Source organism: Pseudoalteromonas sp. Ld20 (genome assembly GCF_045064175.1).
Lineage (GTDB): Bacteria > Pseudomonadota > Gammaproteobacteria > Enterobacterales > Alteromonadaceae > Pseudoalteromonas > Pseudoalteromonas neustonica.
The window spans coordinates 1-15,881 of sequence record NZ_JBISHB010000039.1 but is presented as its reverse complement, the minus strand read 5'-3'; the positions used below and the strand labels follow the sequence as shown (position 1 = coordinate 15,881).

The following is a 15,881-nucleotide window of genomic DNA, read 5'->3' as shown; positions in this document are numbered from 1 at the left end:
GCATAAAAATACAAGACGGATTAAATAAAGCAATGTATAATTTAACCAATTAGTAATATAAAAAAGAATTATTATGTCTTTAAATCATGTTGATCGCCAAATTTTGGCACTATTACAGCAAGATGCCAGTCTTTCTACAGCTGACATTGCTGATAAAGTAGGTTTGTCTCAATCGCCTTGTTGGCGCCGTATTGCTAAACTTGAGCAAGATGGTTATATCAAAGGAAAAGTTGCCTTACTCGACGAGAAAAAACTTGGCTTTGACATGCTAGTTTACGCTCATGTACGCTTATCAAATCATGGCCGTACAAATTTAGCTGAATTTGAAAGATTAATTTTGAGCTATGATGAAGTAACTGAGTGTTACAGTATGGCAGGTACAATGGACTTTATGTTGCGCATTATTTCAAAAGGAATTGAAGGGTATGAGCAGTTTGTACGTGATAATTTATTAAATCTAGAATTTGTTCAAGAAGTTCACTCTAATGTGACTATGACATGCGTTAAACGCAGCACGTCACTGCCTCTTTAATACCATGTTTAACAGGTTAAATAGATTATCATTACTCTTTTTTAACCTGTTTCTACAATTTATACTACTATACTAAAGCAGCGTAACGATTCAAACTTTAGCTGTATCATCGTTGTTTATTATCTTTAAATTACTTTGCATTAATGCTATTCCCTTTTAAAAAAGGAACAATGTGCAGTGTAAGCCTCTATTAAACCCATAACAGAAACGCGCACCGGATGTTGTTTGGGTATACATTGTTAACCTGTACTTAATTTGTTAGAATTCAGCGCTTTTTTTGATCCCACACACCCAAGAGGAATTCAATGTTTAACTTACTCAGCAAGGCGCCAAGCTCTGCTAAAAACGACATACTGTCAGGTATCACGGTTGCGCTTGCACTCGTCCCTGAAGCTGTTGCGTTTGCTTTTGTTGCAAATGTAGAACCTTTAGTTGGTTTGTACGCAGCATTTATAGTTGGTTTAATAACTGCTATTTTTGGTGGACGTCCGGGAATGATCTCAGGTGCAACCGGTGCACTTGCCGTAGTAATGGTAAGTTTAGTGATGGATCATGGTGTTGAATATCTCTTTGCCACTGTTCTGCTCATGGGGATACTGCAAATATTAGCCGGGGTCTTTAAGCTTGGTAAGTTTATTCGCATGGTACCGCACCCTGTTATGCTCGGCTTTGTGAACGGACTTGCAATTGTAATTTTCCTCGCTCAACTTGGTCAGTTTAAAGTGCCAGATGGTCAAGGTGGTATGCAATGGATGACAGGCTCGCCGATGATGATCATGTTAGGGTTAGTTGCTTTAACAATGGCTATTATTCACTTTCTACCAAAATTAACGACGGCGGTACCGTCTACGCTGGTGGCAATTGTGACGGTAACAGCATTGGTAATGGGCTTAGATTTAGAAGCACGCACTGTACTTGATTTCCTCAAAGATATGACGGGTGATAGCGCAGCAACAATTGCTGGTGGCTTACCTGAGTTTCATATTCCAATGGTTCCATTTACGTTTGAAACCCTTAAAATCATTTTACCTTATGCATTAATTTTAGCTGCAATTGGTTTGATTGAATCATTACTAACGCTTAGCCTAATTGATGAAATTACAGAAACGCGCGGGCACAGTAATAAAGAGTGTATTGGTCAAGGCGCTGCAAATGTAACGTGTGGTTTCTTTGGTGCAATGGGCGGGTGTGCAATGATTGGCCAATCAATGATCAATATTAATTCAGGTGGCCGTTCGCGTTTATCAGGTATTACCGCTGCATTAATGTTGCTAGGTTTCATTATTTTTGCTGCAGGCTTAATTGAGATGGTCCCACTCGCTGCTCTTGTGGGTGTAATGTTTATGGTTGTATTAGGCACGTTTGAATGGGCGAGTTTCAAAATGATGAAACGCGTACCAAAGTCAGATGCCTTTGTGATTGTTTTAGTATCGGGTGTGACAGTTATTACAGATTTAGCGATTGCAGTATGCGTAGGTGTGATTGTATCGGCCTTAGTATTTGCATGGCAACATGCTAAACATATCTTTACTACAAACTATATAGATGAAGAGGGTGCTAAAGTATATGAATTACACGGACCTTTATTCTTCGGATCAGTGAAACAGTTTTCTGAATTATTCGATATTAAAAACGATCCTAAAGACGTTATTATAGAGTTTAAGTACAGTCGTGTTGCTGATCATAGTGCGATAGAAGCAATAGATGCTTTAGCTGATAAATACACTAAAGCAGGTAAGCAACTTCACTTACGTCATTTAAGCCCTGACTGTACACAGTTGCTTCATAAGGCACGTGATTTAGTTGAGGTTAATGTGATAGAAGATCCAACTTACAAAGTTGTGTCGGATAAACTTGCATAAGCACGTTTCTCATATGGATTAAAAAAGCGAAAGCATAAATGCTTTCGCTTTTTACTATCCGCATAAATAATATCAATCAACCATTATATAATGATGGCTAGTTAGTAATTCTCTGATATCTTTTGTCTTTAAAAAGTCAGATATTAATTTACCTTTTTTAACTGACTCAGCAGACTGCGTATTTACAATTAAAACTAATGGTCTTACAAAGTTATAATGGCTAGTTTTAACGGTCTCTTGCGTTGGGCTGACATCATTAATACTTAGTATTCTAATCTTATCGATTAGCTTTGAGTTTTTAAATTGTGATACTGCACCAAAGGAATCAAACGCGATTGCATTTGGTATGCGTTGTACAATTCCTAACGCCTGATTAAATTCATTGTATAAAGCCACGTCTTGTTTGGAAAAGAGCCCTCTATTTCCTGCTGATTTAAATTTAATGGCGTCCGGTTGTGCTGATTTCATGTAATCAAGGTTTAAAAATTCCAAAAACACATCAAATGTACCGTGTTGAATACCTTTGCTGAATAAGTGTATTTGGTTATCTTGCTCTGACTTTGCAGTGTTTTTACCACTCACCTGGCTCCAAAGGGTATATTTACCGCGATAAATATCACTGAGTTGCTCAGTGGATAGGTTTTTTATTGGATTTTCAATATTGGTAAAAAAAACTAAAGCGTCTTGGGCCAAAACAGTTTGTTTTAAATTAGGCCAACGTTCTTGCTCTGCTTTGGTCATATAGCGAGAAGATGCGCCTATATCTACTAAGTTCTCACCAATGGCTTGTATACCTTTATCACTGCCCATCCCTCGTAACTGCATTACACTCTGTTCAGTATTGTTAAAGTCAGCTTGAACAAGCTCTAACATTTGTACTACAGAGGTTGAACCTGCAACTAAAATTGTTTGAGGCTGTTGGGTATCAAGGTTTGAAAGTTGTGTTGATGAGGCGGCAACACAAAAGAATAAATTAGTGACAAGCAATAGGTGTTTAATCATATATATATCAGGTTATTGTTTTTTATAACTATAGTTGAAATTTAAAAAAGTATTTTAAATTTACAAAAAAACCAACACAAAGGTTGGTTTTTATTAGTTACTTAGTTACTTAGTTACTTAGTTACTTAGTTACTTAGTTTAGTAAGTTGCGCTGCCTTTTGTACGAGGGAAGGCGATTACATCACGTACGTTGCCCATACCTGTTACATAAGCCACTAAACGTTCGAAACCCAGACCAAAACCAGAGTGTGGCACTGAACCATATTTACGTAGGTCACGATACCAGCTGTAGTCTTCTTTGTTTAAGCCCATTTCTTCTAAGCGCGCATCGAGTACATCAAGGCGTTCTTCACGTTGTGAGCCACCAATGATTTCGCCAATACCTGGTGCAACTACGTCCATAGCTGCTACTGTTTTGCCGTCTTCATTTTGACGCATGTAGAACGCTTTAATATCACGTGGGTAGTTTTTGATTACTACTGGCGCTTTAAAGTGCTCTTCAGCTAAGTAACGCTCATGCTCAGATTGTAAATCTACACCCCATTCAACAGCGTATTCAAATTTCTTGCCACAGTTTTTAAGAATTTCGACTGCGTCGGTGTAATCAACTTGGGCAAAATCTTTTTCTACAAACTCTTCTAAACGAGATATAGCTGTTTTCTCAACACGTTGAGCAAAAAACTCCATGTCATCACGACGTTCATCAAGTACCGCTTTAAATACATATTTAAGCATGTTCTCAGCAAGTTTTGCGATATCTTCAAGATCAGCAAAGGCAACTTCAGGCTCTACCATCCAAAACTCAGCTAGGTGGCGTGAAGTATTTGAGTTCTCCGCACGGAACGTTGGGCCAAAAGTATAGATTTTTGACATAGCCGATGCGTAAGTCTCACCATTTAACTGACCTGATACAGTAAGAAATGCTTCTTTACCGAAGAAGTCTTCACTGTAATCAACATCGCCTTTATCAGTACGCGGTAAGTTTTGCATATCAAGCGTTGATACACGGAACATTTCGCCAGCGCCTTCACAGTCACTTGCTGTTATAATAGGAGTACTGATCCAATAAAAGCCTTGTTCATGGTAGAAGCGGTGAATAGCTTGTGCTAAACAGTTACGAACACGCGTTACTGCACCAATCATGTTAGTACGTGGGCGAAGGTGAGCGTGCTCACGTAAGTATTCAATACTGTGGCGTTTTGCTGACATTGGGTATGAATCTGGGTTTTCTACCCAACCTAATACTTTTACGCTATTTGCTTGAATTTCAAATGATTGACCTTGGCCAGCCGATTGTACTAAAACACCTGTAACTGATACAGAGCAACCCGCTGTTAGGTTGGTAACTTCATCATAATTATTAAGTGAATTAGGTACTACCGCCTGAATAGGATCAAAACATGAACCGTCATGAACGGCTAAAAATGAAATTCCTGCTTTTGAATCGCGGCGTGTACGGATCCAGCCTTTAATTGTTACTTGGCTGTCTACCGCAACCTTGCCTTTTAATAGCTCTGAAATCGCTAAGTGGCTCATCTTCACTCCAATGATATAAGTTGCCTACATTATATGTGCTGCATCGCACTTGAACGGTGTATCTTACCTTTGAATGTAAAATAAAAAAACATGTGTGAGCAACTCTTTGCTTATTCTTTTCATTTTTTTATCGTTTTTTTATGCTTTATAGCCAAATGTGTGATTTTTAGTCATAAAAAGCAAACGTAATAGCAATAAAAAACAGAATTACACTGCGATCAATACGTCTTTTATGGCATTATATCCACTCAAGGTGTTTAAATTAACTTGCCAAATATTATAGGTATTATGAAACAAGTCTTTATTTTACGTGGATTACCAGGGTGTGGTAAGTCTTATTATGCTCAAAACCTCGCGGACGAATTAGTTGCTGGTGACCAAAGTCAGTACTTAATTTGTTCAACAGATGATTACTTTTATAATGAGCGAGGAGAGTACCAATTTGATAAATTCAAACAGTCGCAATTTCATAATTTAAATTTAGCGCGATTTATTAATGCATTAGCTCAGTCAATTCCGCTTGTGATCGTGGATAACACAAATATTAAGAAGTGGGAATTTATTGCATATAATCAAGCTGCAATCGCGTTAGGGTATCAAGTAAAAGAAGTGATTGTTGGTGAAGTGAAAGATAAGTCATTGCAGCATCTATATGCAAAACGTAATGGCCATAATGTACCTTTAAAAATGATCAGTAAAATGGCATATATGTTTGAATGGTAGGAACAGTCGGTCCTAATGTAAAGGAAGCTGACGTAATGTGAGCTTCCTTTACATGTAATTTCGCGTTTATGTTAGTTTAGTAATGGCCGTCGTTAATCGCGTTGTAAATGGCAGTTATTAATGTGCTAATATCATCATCGCTTGTTATATATGGCGGCATTAGGTAGATAAGCTTACCAAATGGTCTTATCCAAACACCTTGTTTAATAAAATACGCTTGTATTTTTGCTACATCAACACTTCTGCCTAACTCCACAACACCGATAGCGCCTAACGTTCTAACATTAACGACACTTTCAAGAGTAAGGCAGCATTTTAGTTGGCTCAGCGCGTTGTTTAATTGTGTTATGCGTTTTTTCCAATCTTGATTCATTAGCAGATCAATGCTGGCACATGCGACAGAACACGCAAGTGGGTTACCCATGAATGTAGGGCCGTGCATTAGTACGCCAGCTTCACCATTGCTAATGCCAATGGCAATTTTATCTGTAGTTAACGTTGCCGAGAGAGTCATCATCCCGCCTGTTAGCGCTTTGCCAATACACATAATATCGGGTTCAATATCCGCATGTTCTACAGCAAAGAGTTTGCCCGTACGGCCAAATCCAGTGGCTATTTCATCGCAAATCAGCAATACATCGTATTGATTACATAGCTGGCGCACCGTTTTTAAATAGTGTGGATGATAGAAATTCATGCCGCCGGCATTTTGTACAATAGGTTCAATAATAAAAGCGGCTACTTGGTGATGATGATTTTTAAAATACTCAGTAAGTAGTGTGGCTTCAGATTCATCAAAAGGCTGGTCAAATTTACTTTGCGGAGCAGGCACAAATATATGCTCAGGTAAAAAGCCGCTGTATAGGGAATGCATTGAGTTCACCGGGTCACACACGCTCATTGCTGCAAAAGTATCTCCATGGTAACCCTTATAAGGCGTCATGAGTTTTTGCTTTGTTGTAATGCCTTGACTTAACCAGTACTGCAGCGCCATTTTTATTGCTACTTCAACACACACAGATCCGCTGTCTGCTAAAAATACTTTTTGTAAATTAGAAGGGGTGATCGCAACGAGTTTTTTACATAACTCAACGGCTGGCTGGTGTGTAATACCGCCAAACATGACATGACTCATAGTGTTCACTTGATTTACGACTGCCTTGGTGAGGTTGGGATGCCCATAACCATGGATAGCACTCCACCATGAAGCCATCCCATCAATAAGAGCTTCACCTGTTTGTAGGTGAATTTTATTCCCGAGTGTATGACTAACAGGGTAAACGGGGAGTGGGTTAACCATGGACGTATAAGGATGCCATATATGGTGGCGATCAAAATCGAGATCGATTGGTTGTTTATTGCTCATTTGTAAACTTCTACTTGCTGGGGTTCGTTGACAATGTTACGTCAAGAAGTAGACTAAGCCAATATCACCGTCATTAAAAATAAAAAGAGAGAGTTATGGAGCTTGCACCAGTTCGCCACGATTGGACACATAAAGAAGTAAAAGCCTTATTCGAAATGCCGTTTAATGATTTATTATTTAAAGCCGCATCAGTTCATCGTGCAAACTTTAATCCAAATGAAGTGCAAATTTCGACTTTGTTATCTATTAAAACGGGTGCGTGTCCAGAAGATTGTAAGTACTGTCCTCAATCAGGTCATTATAAAACTGACTTAGAACGAGAACGCCTTATTGAAGTTGAAAAGGTAGTAGAGCAAGCTCGCTTAGCAAAAGAAAAAGGCGCAACGCGCTTTTGCATGGGGGCTGCATGGTCAGATCCAAAAGACAGAGACATGCCATATATCTCTCAAATGGTAAAAGAAGTAAAAGAGTTGGGTCTTGAGACCTGTATGACATTAGGTATGCTTGATAATGATAAAGCCCATGCGTTGCGTGACGCAGGACTTGATTATTATAACCATAACTTAGACACCTCTCCTGAATATTATGAGCAAATCATTACTACACGTACATTCCAAGACCGCCTAGATACCATAGGTAATGTGCGAGATGCGGGTATGAAAGTATGTTCTGGTGGTATCGTTGGTATGGGTGAGCAAGCTGCTGATCGATTTGGTTTACTTATGCAACTAGCCAATCTACCGCAACAACCAGAAAGTGTCCCTATTAATATGCTTGTTAAAGTAAAAGGCACACCGCTTGAAAATGTGGACGATTTAGATCATTTCGAATTTATTCGTACTATCGCAACGGCGCGTATCATGATGCCACTGAGTTATGTACGTTTATCTGCTGGGCGAAACGCAATGAATGAGCAAATGCAATCAATGTGTTTCTTTGCTGGCGCAAATTCAATTTTTTATGGCGATAAATTACTTACCACAGAAAACCCTGAGGCGGATGCCGATATGAACTTAATTAGAAAATTAGGTATGAACCCTGAAAAGCGCCATGACTATTCAGATGAAGCGTATGAAGCATCGTTGTCATCGGCTGTTGCTGATAAAGCAACCTCTGAGATGTTTTACGAAGCCTAATGCCTTTTTCATACATAAAAACGCATCTTCAGCAACGCGCTGACGATGCGCTATTGCGCCAGCGCCAATTAATAAGCCATTCCACTGGCAGAGAAATCACTGTTAATACACAGCAATACTTAAACTTTGCCAGTAATGACTACCTAGGGTTTGCCGCTGATGTTATCCAGCATGACACAGGTACTGCCTTAGGGAGTAATAGTTCTCCGCTTGTTACAGGTTACGGTATTGAGCAGCACCAACTTGAAACGTATTTGTGTGAGCTAATGGGTTTTGAAGCTGCTATGTTATTCAATAGTGGCTTTAGCGCAAACAATAGTGTGTTAAAAGCGTTATTCCACGATAAGAAAACAGCACAAGAAAGTGCGACCTTCCACGATAAACTCAATCATGCCAGTTTAATTGATGGCGGATTACATAGCCAAGCGGCGATGATCCGTTTTAATCATAATGACATGCAGCACCTGCAATCGCGATTAGAAAAATCATCAGCTAAGCATAAGCTCATTATTAGTGAAGGTGTGTTCTCTATGGATGGCGATCAGGCGCCATTAGCTAAATTAAAGGAATTAGCTAAGCAACATAATGCATGGCTTATGATTGATGATGCGCATGGTTTTGGTGTATTTGGTAATCAAGGATTAGGGACCTGTGAAACAATAAAACCTGATTTGCTCGTTATTACATTTGGCAAAGCACTGGCCAGCAGCGGGGCGTGTGTTTTAGCAAGTAAAGAGCTTGTTGATTATATGCAGCAGTTTAATCGCGATTACATTTACTCTACGGGACTATCGCCATTAATTACTAATTTAACACGCCAACGTATTAAGCAGATTGTAGGTGACGTTGGTGCTCTAAGACGCAATCGACTAGCTGATAATATAGACCATTTTAAGAAACAAGCATTGGCACATAAAATAGCCGTTATGCCATCAATGTCTGCGATTCAACCGATAGTGCTAGGGTGTGCAGAGCAAACCTTAGAAGCTGCCAATAAATTAAAAGAAAAGGGCATTTGGTTGACTGCAATTCGCCCACCAACCGTTCCTTTTAACACTGCGCGTTTGCGAATAACTTTAAGTGCTGCACATACTCATGATGATATTAACCGATTAGTGAGTGAACTTAAGGCTATTTTATGATGGCTGTAGAGCAACTATGTAACACAGAGACTGATAATGATGTTAGCGCTCGGCATATAAAGCAGATAACTGCGACTAAATTCTCCCGTGCTGTTGCAGGTTATGCTGAGCACGCCAATGTGCAAAAACGCAGCGCAGATGATTTATTTGCTAAGGTTAAATCACACGCTACAGGGATATGTTTAGACTTAGGTGCAGGACCCGGTGTGAATACTGCGCGTTTACAGGCTCTATTTGGCACTACAATCGCGTTTGATTTAAGTTTTGATATGTTAGAACATAGTCAGGCTAGGATGGCTATTTGTGCCGATATGGATGCACTTCCTTTATTAGATAAAAGTGTTGACTGTATATTTAGTAATTTTGCCGTGCAATGGTCGCAAAATTTACCACATTTATTAAAAGAGTTGTATCGGGTTTTAAAGCCAGGTGGGGTAATATACCTAAGTTGTGTTGTCGATGGATCACTGGCTGAGATCAAAACAGCTTTTAATAAAGTTGACTCGCAAAGTCATGTAAATAAATTTCATACACTTGTTCAATTACAGCAGTATATTAGCGCTGCTAAGCTTGATATCAGCAGTTTAAACCAAACCTGCTACCAAGATAGTTATGAATCTCCCATGGCAGCACTGCGCTCTTTAAAAGCTATTGGGGCAACTAACCAACTTAGCCAACAAAAACGTAAAGGTTTGATGACTAAGCACCGCTTACAGCAAGTGTGTGCCGCTTTCCCATTAGTAAATGAGCGCGCAATTGTTAGTTATCAAGTAGCGATTATGGAACTTAAAAAAATATGAAACAATTTTTTATCACAGGTACCGATACAGATGCCGGTAAAACGCATGTTAGTTGTTTATTATTAAAGTTATTAGCTCAACATAAAAAGCGTGCATTGGGTTTTAAGCCGCTCGCAGCTGGTGCTGAAATAGCCTTTGATGAATTGGTTAATGATGACGCGCTTGCCTTAATGGAAAGTGCCACTGTCAGTGCCAAGTATGATCTAATAAACCCTTTTACTTTTGCACCGCCCATAGCGCCACATATTGCCGCTGCTAAAGCTGATGCAACTATTACTGTTGAGGGTATTAGCCAAGCTTACGCAAAGTTAAGTGAGTTAGAATGTGATTATATTCTAACCGAAGGCGCTGGTGGCTGGGCATTACCAATAAATGATACTGATTATTTATATAATTGGGTTTGCAAAGAGCAGTTGCCGGTGATTCTTGTTGTGGGGATGAAATTAGGTTGCTTAAATCATGCATTATTAACAGCGGCACATTTTAAAATGTTGGGTATAAATTGTGTGGGTTGGATAGCTAATCAGATTGATCCTGCTATGAATGAATACCAAGCTAATATAGATTCGTTGAAACTGCGTTTGCCATTTCCACTACTTGCTATAAGCCCTTATGCTGACAACCCGCCTAAATTACAAATTTATAAATCTCTCCTTGAAGTTTTATCAATTAAACCATAGGTATACCAAGTCACATCAAACTGTGGTTTTCAGCTGGAGTTAACAGCGATTTAGGCAAGGGATTGATTACAGACAATAGTTATTCCCTTATTAAAATCAGTCTTTTATAAAAGTAACTTAGTTTAAATCGCTTTCCAACCAACCAGCAGGGCGTTTCACAGGCACTTACTCTATACGTTATTATTCCTAAAAGGGACTGCCATTATCGCGAAGTATAGCCTTGATCTTAAGCTCCTATGAAACGTTGAATCCTGTACCTTGATATGATTTGAGTAAATCACTTGCTTTTATGACATAGTTTGTCACACAATAGCGACCATATCCTATAGTGTCCTTACGATAGTCTGTTCAGTGATATGTAATTTTATTAAGTAGCGGTTTCAAATTTATCTCTAAAAGAGATACAACCGTTACTTAATACAATTGTTGTTACACTGAGGATATTATGAAACGTGTTTTTTTGTTTTTACTAACTAATTTAGCAATCATGCTGGTTTTAGGCATTGTATTGTCTATTTTAATGAGTGTGTTTGGCATTAGTAACCGAAGTTTAGGCGGTATACTAATGATTGCTGCTGTGTTTGGTTTTGGTGGATCGTTTATTTCATTGCTTATGTCCAAATGGATGGCGAAAAGATCGACCGGCGCGTATGTTATTGAACAACCGCGTAATGAAACTGAGCATTGGTTAATGCAAACAGTTGCTGAACAAGCACACAAAGCAGGTATTAAAATGCCTGAGGTAGCGATCTACGACAGTCCTGAAATGAATGCATTTGCAACGGGCCCGAGTAAAAATAATTCATTGGTTGCTGTGAGTTCTGGTTTATTGCAGCACATGAGCCAAGATCAAGCCGAAGCTGTACTAGCCCATGAGGTATCACACATAGCAAATGGTGATATGGTTACGTTGACGCTGATACAAGGCGTGGTAAATACCTTTGTCATTTTTATTGCTAAAGTACTCGCAGGTATTGTTGATAACTTTATAAATAGCGATAAAGAAGAGGGCGGCAGTAGCTGGACTTACTTCTTATTCGACATAATTTTCCAAATGATATTTGGTGTGCTGGCGAGTATTGTTGTGGCTTATTACAGTCGTAGGCGTGAGTTTGCTGCAGACACGGGAGCTGCTAAGTTAGTCGGTGCCGATAAAATGCGCTCTGCGCTTGAGCGCTTAAAACAGAATCACCCATCACAATTAGAAGGATCAATGATGGCGTTCGGTATTGCCAGTGGTAAAGGTGTTGCAGAATTATTCTCATCACATCCACCATTGGATGAGCGAATAGATGCTTTACGTAAATAACTAAATGTTATTAAAAACAAATAAGCCAGCAATGCTGGCTTATTTGTGGGGTAATTTATTACTTTAAGCGAAGGCTTTAAGTGTTTAATTACACCCTTTTTGAATTGGCTGTGTAGTAACGTTGACGACAAAGTCGTTAAAGTCATTATCGTTTTGGTCTTCCCAGTACTGCTTAGTGCCATGCGTTTTATAAGCTGTTTTTAGTTTACTTGCATTACCATTGACTGCAAGTACATACGTAATTGAGGCGCTTGCTGCAACATCGTAGTAACCAGCTGCACCACGTTCGTCAAGTAGTTTTATGTACTGATTATTAACTTTTACACCCCAATCATTATCGTATCCTGCACTTTCAGACACAAAACTATAATTGATGCGAGTAAAGTTTTCAGGAACACATTGTTCATCATTATTCAATATTGAAGCTGTTACTGAGCTAGAGCCGGTCGCATTTTGTTCTGCTACGGCATTAACGGTAAATGTTTTTGTCTCACTAAAATCATCGTTCTCAGATGTAGGAATACTGATAGTGACACGCGTTTCACCAGCTGGAACCGTAATTAATTGATCAGGATAATTATAATCTGATGATGTGGCTGTATCAGGCGTGGTAGAGATATAAATTTCTATATCTTCTTCATAACTGTTACTTAGCTCTAATTGATAAGATAACGTGTTACCTTCATCAACAGTGTCTGCTATTGCGACTAATGTAAAAGTTGGAATATCTGAAACAGTACAAATAGGCGCTTCATAACACGCAACCGACTCATTAAGGTTCGTTGCTAAATCATTAATACGAACAGGGAAATCTGCAACATGGCAAGTGTTACCAGTATTCTCATTAACTTTATATATTTGTGATTTATTAGAGTGGCCTAAGTCCGTTAACAACGTACGGCTTAAAAGGATATCACCTTGCTGATTTAAACTAGCACCGGTTACAGTTGTTAGCTTGTGATCTGACAATTTAGTTGCTGAAAGTGACTCAACATCAACTTTATATAGGCTACTACTAGTAACTAGAATTAACTCGCCATTTTTGTAAACCATATCACCACGCCAAATGCCTTTCGCATTTTCAAGGCCTGAGATTTCACCTAGCTCAGTGGTCTCGGCTGTATCAGGAGAGATCGCATAAAGTTTATTTTTATATGAACCAATTAGTCGGTTATTTTGTTGATCATACGTTAAACGATACATGTTGTTAGTTTTACCCACTTCAACATGTTCATTGGTATTTAAATCAACATAAGCAAGTTTTACATATTTAAACTTGCTACCACTGATAGGTAAAGACTTTAATTCTGTTGAGTTAAAGTCAAGATGGTCTACTTCAACTTTATAGCCTGTAGGGCGAGGTGCTGAAATATAGTACAAACGATTAGAATCTGTGACATGTGCTAAAGCTGAAGAGCTATACTTTGCACGAGAGTGGGCTTGAGCTTGCTGTGTAAACTCATCTAGTTTAAATACAATTGCCGTGTCACCACGACCTGCATTAATCCCATAAAGTTGACCTGAACATTGATTTGCATGCGCAACTTGCAAAGAAGATAAAATAGCAATTGATAAAGAAGCAATTTTTAACGATGATTTCATAATAATAGACCTTAAACTTTATTCCATAAACACAGCTACAGTAAATTTGAGGTAATTACAATTTGGTTTATAGCTGTCTTTCCCTAATACCAAATGTGTATTGCTTGTTTCCTATAAGCCTAGCGCATCCATTATTAACCTCAAAAACTAACTTTAGTATCCTAGTCAATGACTACTAAATCAACAAAAATGAGCTTTTAGAAATAATTTATACACAAAATGCTGGTAAGTAGGGATAAATAAATTAGAATAAAGTATTGTTTTTGGTTCTATTAATGGTCCTTGGTTGGTAATTGTTAAGATTCTCTAGCTTGTTGGTTAGGTAACAAACTCTCAATTATTTCACGGGCGGGGAGTGTGTGTCTAACACCATTAAACATCACAGATGTGAATTCTTCAATACTCGTGATCCCCGTTAACGTCCAGCCTTCGCCTCTCGTTGGGCAGTAAACGGTAGTAGTTGGTTGGATCACTTCAAAATCTTTACTCATAATACGTTATACCTTTAAACTTGTTAGCTAAGTATCTTAAGGTAATAATAGGCAGCTATAAAGCCATAAGTAACACTTTTAATTATGTTTAGTACATTACAACTGCCTAGAGTTTCATTGAGATTACTAAATCACAAAGATGGTCATTCGCTTTGGTCAATATTATCAGATAGACGGGTTGGAGAATTCAACGACTATGATTTGCCATTAAGCCGAAGTGACGTAAAACAAATGATCCAAGATGACATCAGCGGCTTTTACGAACAAAAAGTAGTAAGGCTTGCCATTATTGAAAGTACAACAAATGCATTTATAGGCAGTGTGGGTATTTATGATATTAATGGTGACTCTGCGTGGCTGGGTTTTGAATTAGCCCCGCACTATTGGCAGTGTGGCTATATGTTTGAAATACTTGAACTGCTGATTACTAAAAGAATGTTGGAAACGGGCTTCCCAGATTTTACTCATCAAATACAGACCTTTCAAGCTAATGTATCACCGCACAATATAGCGTGTATAAAACTACTCTCAAAGCTTGGTTTTGAACTTAAAGAAAATACCGTGTGGATGCGCACCATTATTTAATGCTCCATTTGATTAACAGTACCGTTGAATCAGTTAATATACACGGCACTGTTTTTATATACAGTGTTCGTTTTTATTGTAAGCGGATAGCTTGGTTAACTTGAGAACACATCATACAGCTGGTGGCTCAATAAAAATACTTGCTGTCAGAATAGGGCACTTTAGTTGGGCATGCTGACATGGCTATAATTTTGTGACGCATTTATCTAACTTATTAAATTATAAATATAAAAAATTAAAACTGAGCTTCTCAAGAGTAATAAGGTCCGCTTTGTATAAAGTTTTCTAATATATAAAGTAAATAGGCCTTCAAAACTTTGGTTAAGTATTAAACATGCTTGCCTTTACGATTTATTTGATTATGCATAACCAACTTTAAGCTGTATGTAAAGGCACTGAATTAAAACGACTTCGACAGCATGTAGAGGATATGATTTTTCGAATAATGTTGGCAATTGTGCATGATGAAGCTGAATGCGCCCATTGTGGTAGTCACGAATTCACAAAATACGGAACAACAGCGCGAGGTCTAAAGCGATACAAATGCAAAGCCTGCACTCGGACGTTTAATTCACTTTCAGGTACGCCACTATTTAGCATGAAGAACAAGATAAAAAGCATTTGGTTTACAGTCAAGAATGGCATCAATATTTAGTCAAAGAAGCAGCAAGTGAACTAGGGCGTGTTGACCTTTCGTGATTAATTTTGCAGCAGTATGTTTGGTATTTAGGCAAGGCAGCGCCTATGTAGTGTGGTTGTTCCCCATAAATAGGCGATAACGCAGTATAAATGCCAAACATGCGCTGCCCAAAGGGTTCTTTCTAGGGGCGATTGACTCTTTGTTGCCTACACGGATGTAGGTAAGGGGCGTGAGCAGGACGCGGAAGCTTTGCTCGGTTTTTACTTAGCCCGCTAGGTTACAAACCTCGCGCCGCGATTAAATCGCCCCTAGATTGAACAAATTTCAATCCACAAAGGTCAACACGCCCTAGAGCACCATATAGTTTAAAAATCATGCAGCTAATTTCAGTGATATATGTAAATTAGTGATCATGGCTGTACGATTTAAATCATATTCATTGAGTCTTATTCCTCTATATCGTGCTCGAGGTCCT

14 protein-coding genes are annotated in these 15,881 nt (G+C 38.6%); 9 read left to right on the top strand and 5 right to left on the bottom strand.

Annotation, left to right across the window (positions count from 1 at the left end; genetic code table 11):
- The first annotated feature begins 73 nt into the window (after nt 1-73).
- Nucleotides 74-532, top strand: a complete 459-nt coding sequence (locus tag ACJJVX_RS14675; RefSeq protein ID WP_016707271.1) for an Lrp/AsnC family transcriptional regulator — start codon at nt 74-76, stop codon at nt 530-532.
- A gap of 305 nt (nt 533-837) precedes the next feature.
- Nucleotides 838-2,394 carry a SulP family inorganic anion transporter gene (locus ACJJVX_RS14670; protein WP_054204625.1) on the top strand — a complete coding sequence of 519 codons (1,557 nt, stop codon included), beginning with the start codon at nt 838-840 and terminating at the stop codon, nt 2,392-2,394.
- Between the two features lie 72 nt (nt 2,395-2,466).
- Here ACJJVX_RS14670 and ACJJVX_RS14665 read toward each other — a convergent pair whose 3' ends face one another.
- Both ACJJVX_RS14665 and asnS read right to left on the bottom strand, forming a co-directional pair.
- The gene (locus tag ACJJVX_RS14665; protein WP_405632082.1) at nt 2,467-3,396 is read right to left on the bottom strand and encodes a substrate-binding domain-containing protein; all 930 of its coding nucleotides are present in this window, start codon (nt 3,394-3,396) and stop codon (nt 2,467-2,469) included.
- A 138-nt stretch (nt 3,397-3,534) separates the two neighbouring features.
- Complete coding sequence (gene asnS / locus ACJJVX_RS14660) at nt 3,535-4,932, bottom strand: asparagine--tRNA ligase (RefSeq protein ID WP_405632079.1); 1,398 nt, start codon at nt 4,930-4,932, stop codon at nt 3,535-3,537.
- A 288-nt stretch (nt 4,933-5,220) separates the two neighbouring features.
- On the opposite strand from asnS, the gene ACJJVX_RS14655 reads away from it, so the two are divergent.
- Nucleotides 5,221-5,655 (top strand): AAA family ATPase, encoded by a 435-nt coding sequence (locus tag ACJJVX_RS14655; RefSeq protein ID WP_054204622.1) that lies wholly within the window; start codon nt 5,221-5,223, stop codon nt 5,653-5,655.
- Nucleotides 5,656-5,731: 76 nt separating this feature from the next.
- On the opposite strand, the gene bioA is transcribed toward ACJJVX_RS14655, so the two are convergent.
- Nucleotides 5,732-7,021, bottom strand: coding sequence for an adenosylmethionine--8-amino-7-oxononanoate transaminase (bioA, locus tag ACJJVX_RS14650; RefSeq protein WP_405632077.1), 1,290 nt, complete (start codon nt 7,019-7,021; stop codon nt 5,732-5,734).
- Between the two features lie 95 nt (nt 7,022-7,116).
- Between bioA and bioB the strand changes: the two genes are divergently transcribed.
- The 5 genes from bioB to htpX all read left to right on the top strand — a co-directional run bounded on the left by bioB (nt 7,117) and on the right by htpX (nt 12,088).
- Nucleotides 7,117-8,157 (top strand): biotin synthase BioB, encoded by a 1,041-nt coding sequence (gene bioB / locus ACJJVX_RS14645; protein ID WP_054204620.1) that lies wholly within the window; start codon nt 7,117-7,119, stop codon nt 8,155-8,157.
- Complete coding sequence (locus tag ACJJVX_RS14640; protein ID WP_405632075.1) at nt 8,157-9,299, top strand: 8-amino-7-oxononanoate synthase; 1,143 nt, start codon at nt 8,157-8,159, stop codon at nt 9,297-9,299. The genes bioB and ACJJVX_RS14640 overlap by 1 nt, the downstream gene beginning before the upstream one ends.
- A complete protein-coding gene (locus tag ACJJVX_RS14635) occupies nt 9,296-10,099 on the top strand; it encodes a methyltransferase domain-containing protein (RefSeq protein WP_405632074.1) in 804 nt (267 codons plus the stop codon). The genes ACJJVX_RS14640 and ACJJVX_RS14635 overlap by 4 nt, the downstream gene beginning before the upstream one ends.
- On the top strand, nt 10,096-10,779 hold the full coding sequence (bioD, locus tag ACJJVX_RS14630) for a dethiobiotin synthase (protein WP_405632072.1): 684 nt from the start codon (nt 10,096-10,098) through the stop codon (nt 10,777-10,779). Before ACJJVX_RS14635 ends, bioD begins: the two co-directional genes overlap by 4 nt.
- Before the next feature lie 445 nt (nt 10,780-11,224).
- Nucleotides 11,225-12,088 carry a protease HtpX gene (gene htpX, locus ACJJVX_RS14625; protein ID WP_169326411.1) on the top strand — a complete coding sequence of 288 codons (864 nt, stop codon included), beginning with the start codon at nt 11,225-11,227 and terminating at the stop codon, nt 12,086-12,088.
- An 84-nt stretch (nt 12,089-12,172) separates the two neighbouring features.
- Here htpX and ACJJVX_RS14620 read toward each other — a convergent pair whose 3' ends face one another.
- Together ACJJVX_RS14620 and ACJJVX_RS14615 are read right to left on the bottom strand one after the other, a co-directional pair.
- The gene (locus ACJJVX_RS14620) at nt 12,173-13,690 is read right to left on the bottom strand and encodes a hemolysin (RefSeq protein ID WP_054204616.1); all 1,518 of its coding nucleotides are present in this window, start codon (nt 13,688-13,690) and stop codon (nt 12,173-12,175) included.
- 296 nt (nt 13,691-13,986) lie between these two features.
- Nucleotides 13,987-14,181 (bottom strand): hypothetical protein, encoded by a 195-nt coding sequence (locus tag ACJJVX_RS14615; protein WP_054204615.1) that lies wholly within the window; start codon nt 14,179-14,181, stop codon nt 13,987-13,989.
- A 117-nt stretch (nt 14,182-14,298) separates the two neighbouring features.
- On the opposite strand from ACJJVX_RS14615, the gene ACJJVX_RS14610 reads away from it, so the two are divergent.
- Nucleotides 14,299-14,766: a GNAT family N-acetyltransferase gene (locus tag ACJJVX_RS14610; protein ID WP_249365821.1), complete on the top strand. Its 468-nt coding sequence runs from the start codon at nt 14,299-14,301 to the stop codon at nt 14,764-14,766.
- The last annotated feature ends 1,115 nt before the right edge of the window (nt 14,767-15,881 follow it).

Coding starts and splice junctions, on each gene's coding strand:
- ACJJVX_RS14675 (WP_016707271.1), top strand. CDS start 74: ATGTCTTTAAATCATGTTGATCGCCAAATTTTGGCACTATTACAGCAA.
- ACJJVX_RS14670 (WP_054204625.1), top strand. CDS start 838: ATGTTTAACTTACTCAGCAAGGCGCCAAGCTCTGCTAAAAACGACATA.
- ACJJVX_RS14665 (WP_405632082.1), bottom strand. CDS start 3,396: ATGATTAAACACCTATTGCTTGTCACTAATTTATTCTTTTGTGTTGCC.
- asnS (WP_405632079.1), bottom strand. CDS start 4,932: ATGAGCCACTTAGCGATTTCAGAGCTATTAAAAGGCAAGGTTGCGGTA.
- ACJJVX_RS14655 (WP_054204622.1), top strand. CDS start 5,221: ATGAAACAAGTCTTTATTTTACGTGGATTACCAGGGTGTGGTAAGTCT.
- bioA (WP_405632077.1), bottom strand. CDS start 7,021: ATGAGCAATAAACAACCAATCGATCTCGATTTTGATCGCCACCATATA.
- bioB (WP_054204620.1), top strand. CDS start 7,117: ATGGAGCTTGCACCAGTTCGCCACGATTGGACACATAAAGAAGTAAAA.
- ACJJVX_RS14640 (WP_405632075.1), top strand. CDS start 8,157: ATGCCTTTTTCATACATAAAAACGCATCTTCAGCAACGCGCTGACGAT.
- ACJJVX_RS14635 (WP_405632074.1), top strand. CDS start 9,296: ATGATGGCTGTAGAGCAACTATGTAACACAGAGACTGATAATGATGTT.
- bioD (WP_405632072.1), top strand. CDS start 10,096: ATGAAACAATTTTTTATCACAGGTACCGATACAGATGCCGGTAAAACG.
- htpX (WP_169326411.1), top strand. CDS start 11,225: ATGAAACGTGTTTTTTTGTTTTTACTAACTAATTTAGCAATCATGCTG.
- ACJJVX_RS14620 (WP_054204616.1), bottom strand. CDS start 13,690: ATGAAATCATCGTTAAAAATTGCTTCTTTATCAATTGCTATTTTATCT.
- ACJJVX_RS14615 (WP_054204615.1), bottom strand. CDS start 14,181: ATGAGTAAAGATTTTGAAGTGATCCAACCAACTACTACCGTTTACTGC.